At 65.9% G+C, this 2209-nt stretch carries 3 protein-coding genes and 2 pseudogenes; 1 reads left to right on the top strand and 4 read right to left on the bottom strand.

Annotation, left to right across the window (positions count from 1 at the left end; translation table 11 throughout):
* Positions 1–370: 370 nt before the first annotated feature.
* Positions 371–699, top strand: a pseudogene (locus tag Q0R63_RS22365) (IS630 family transposase); the annotation flags it as partial.
* Between the two features lie 139 nt (positions 700–838).
* On the opposite strand, the gene Q0R63_RS22370 reads toward Q0R63_RS22365, so the two are convergent.
* From Q0R63_RS22370 to Q0R63_RS22385, 4 genes and pseudogenes are all read right to left on the bottom strand, one after another.
* Positions 839–1003, bottom strand: a complete 165-nt coding sequence (locus Q0R63_RS22370; protein ID WP_295702316.1) for a hypothetical protein — start codon at positions 1001–1003, stop codon at positions 839–841.
* 304 nt (positions 1004–1307) lie between these two features.
* Entirely contained in the window at positions 1308–1574 is a 267-nt protein-coding gene (locus Q0R63_RS22375; protein WP_295702317.1) for a Txe/YoeB family addiction module toxin, read from the bottom strand.
* Complete coding sequence (locus Q0R63_RS22380; protein WP_295702318.1) at positions 1571–1813, bottom strand: type II toxin-antitoxin system Phd/YefM family antitoxin; 243 nt, start codon at positions 1811–1813, stop codon at positions 1571–1573. Before Q0R63_RS22380 ends, Q0R63_RS22375 begins: the two co-directional genes overlap by 4 nt.
* 151 nt (positions 1814–1964) lie before the next feature.
* Positions 1965–2087, bottom strand: a pseudogene (locus Q0R63_RS22385) (VOC family protein); the annotation flags it as partial.
* Positions 2088–2209: the final 122 nt, after the last annotated feature.

Genomic DNA, 2209 nt, shown 5'->3' on the forward strand with positions numbered 1-2209 from the left:
CGGCCGCCGCCCGCTGCACCTCCGCGATCCTCGGCGGCGGACGCCGCAACGCCAAGCCCTCGATCAACTCCAGCAGCTCCTGCGGCATCCGACGGTGAGCGGCATCAGTCCTACCCGCCCGGACCAGCCCATCAGACCCCCAGGACTGTAAAGCGCGGAATTATCTGGCGTAGTTTCACGGAATTATCTGGCGTAGGCCCCTGCTGGCTACGCGCCCGGCAGCGGACACGGCAGCCTCAGCCCGACCGATCTGAATCCGCGTGCTCCACGAGCCCTGACAAAGCGGACACTCGCCGCTCGTTTGCGCCAGGTAATTCCGTGAAACTACGCCAGATATTTCCGTGAACGACAGGCCCGCGCCTACCCCCGCGTCCAGCTGCACGTGGTCTGCGACAACTACGCGACCCACAAGCACCCCAACGTCCAGGCCTGGCTGGCGAGCACCCCCGCGTCCACATGCACTTCACGCCGACCTCGGGATCGTGGTTGAACATGGTCTTCTTCGGCATCATCACCCGCCAAGCCATCCGCCGCGGCACCTTCCACAGCGTCGCCGACCTCGAAACCGCGATCGCCACCTACATCGACGGCTGGAACGACCGCGCCCACCCCTTCACCTGGACCAAGAACGCCGATCAGATCATCGCCCACGCCAAACCCTCACCCCACCACAAAAAGACTTACGGCGCGCGACACTAGGTCGGCCGGGTTGTCGGCAAGCCGAGGGAGACCGTTCCGGGTGGGTGCCTGTCTATCGAGGCTGACCGTGCTCGATATGACGACCGGCGCTTCTTGTGCGTCCGGGCAGAGTCCCGCCACCGTCCCGCTCGAGTTTCGGCTACTGCGACGTGGTCACGTGGTCGAGGGCGCCGAACAGTGCCGCGATGGGCGCGACCGCCTCCGGCGTGTCCGTCGGTGACACCACGTGCAGGACCGGCTGACCCTCGACCTCCGACACGCTCCAGGTCGCGAAGGAGCAGCAGGTCTGCTCGGCGGCGGCCAAAGCGGCAAGCTCCGCCCGGACACCGGGCCCTGGCTGGTACCGGACCTCGAGCCGGCCCGCGTCGAGGCGGGCGACGGGGCCAGCATCTTGGTGGAGCCGCTGCCAACGCAAGATGCGGGACTGGCCGAGGTCCGGGCCAAGCGTGCACGCCAACGGCATCGGGCTGTTCTGAGTCCGCTCGAGATCTCCATCCACACCGCCAGTGAACGCGGCCCACCCGGCACCGGTCAACACTGTCCGGGGCAGCGATCCTCAACCGGTTGAGGGTCGTCGGCCGGTGCGGGTCGTGACGGGCTTCGTGCGGCTACTCGTAGTGGGTCCACATCCGCAGGACATGGACGACGTGCTGGTCGGGGACGACCTCGTAGACGAGTCGGTGCTGGATGTTGATGCGGCGCGAGTAGCACCCCACCAGATCACCGACAAGCTTCTCGTACCGCGGCGGCGTCCCAAACGGGTCCTCGACGACCACCTCGAGAAGTCGCTCGGCTCGCAACTTCAAGCCTGACGCCGCGATCTTCTTCGCGTCCTTCTGCGCCTGTCGCGAGTAGGCCAACGTCCAACGAGTCACCAGTCGAGTTCGGCCGACGCGGCCTCAACACCCTCGGCTCGGGCAAGGCGGATCGACTCGGCCAAACCAGGAACCGCTTCGAGGAACAACGTCTCCTGGATCGCCCGCCAGTCAGCCTCTCCGACCAGCACGGCATTGCCCCGCTGGCCCGTGATGGTCAGCGGCTCGGACTCATCGTTGACCTGGTCGATCAGCCGGTACAGGTTTGACCTGGCCGACGTCGCACTCACTGCACTCATGACCTGAGCGTACACCTTACGTACGGTTTAGCGTACGTGTCGCAGCCAAGGATCCTCACGGTGGCGGTCGACGAGAACGGCCTGCGCGGAAGGTTCGCCGTAAACCGATCAATCAACGGACGGCGTAGCGGCGGCGATTGCGCCACGTCGACAGTGCGAACACGATCGGCTTCGTTTCGAAGACGATGGCGTGCGGGGGTCCGGCCTGCGAGCGAACGAGGCCGAGGTAGTGCTCGTGGAACGCCTGCGAAGCGTCGACGCTGTACGTCTTCATCGAAGATTTTCGGCCGGGGTGTGCGCAGCACACGAGAAACGGCCCCTGTGCACGGGTGTGCGCAGGGGCCGTTGTGGGGATGGCTTCTACTTCACGGTGATGCTCGTGGTCAGTGCGGTGTC

Source organism: Lapillicoccus sp., from assembly GCF_025353065.1.
In the GTDB taxonomy this organism is placed as follows: Bacteria; Actinomycetota; Actinomycetes; order Actinomycetales; family Dermatophilaceae; genus Lapillicoccus.

What these genes read in the sequence shown, in the direction of transcription:
- Q0R63_RS22380 (WP_295702318.1), bottom strand. Translation starts at nt 1,813, where the DNA reads ATGAGTGCAGTGAGTGCGACGTCGGCCAGGTCAAACCTGTACCGGCTG.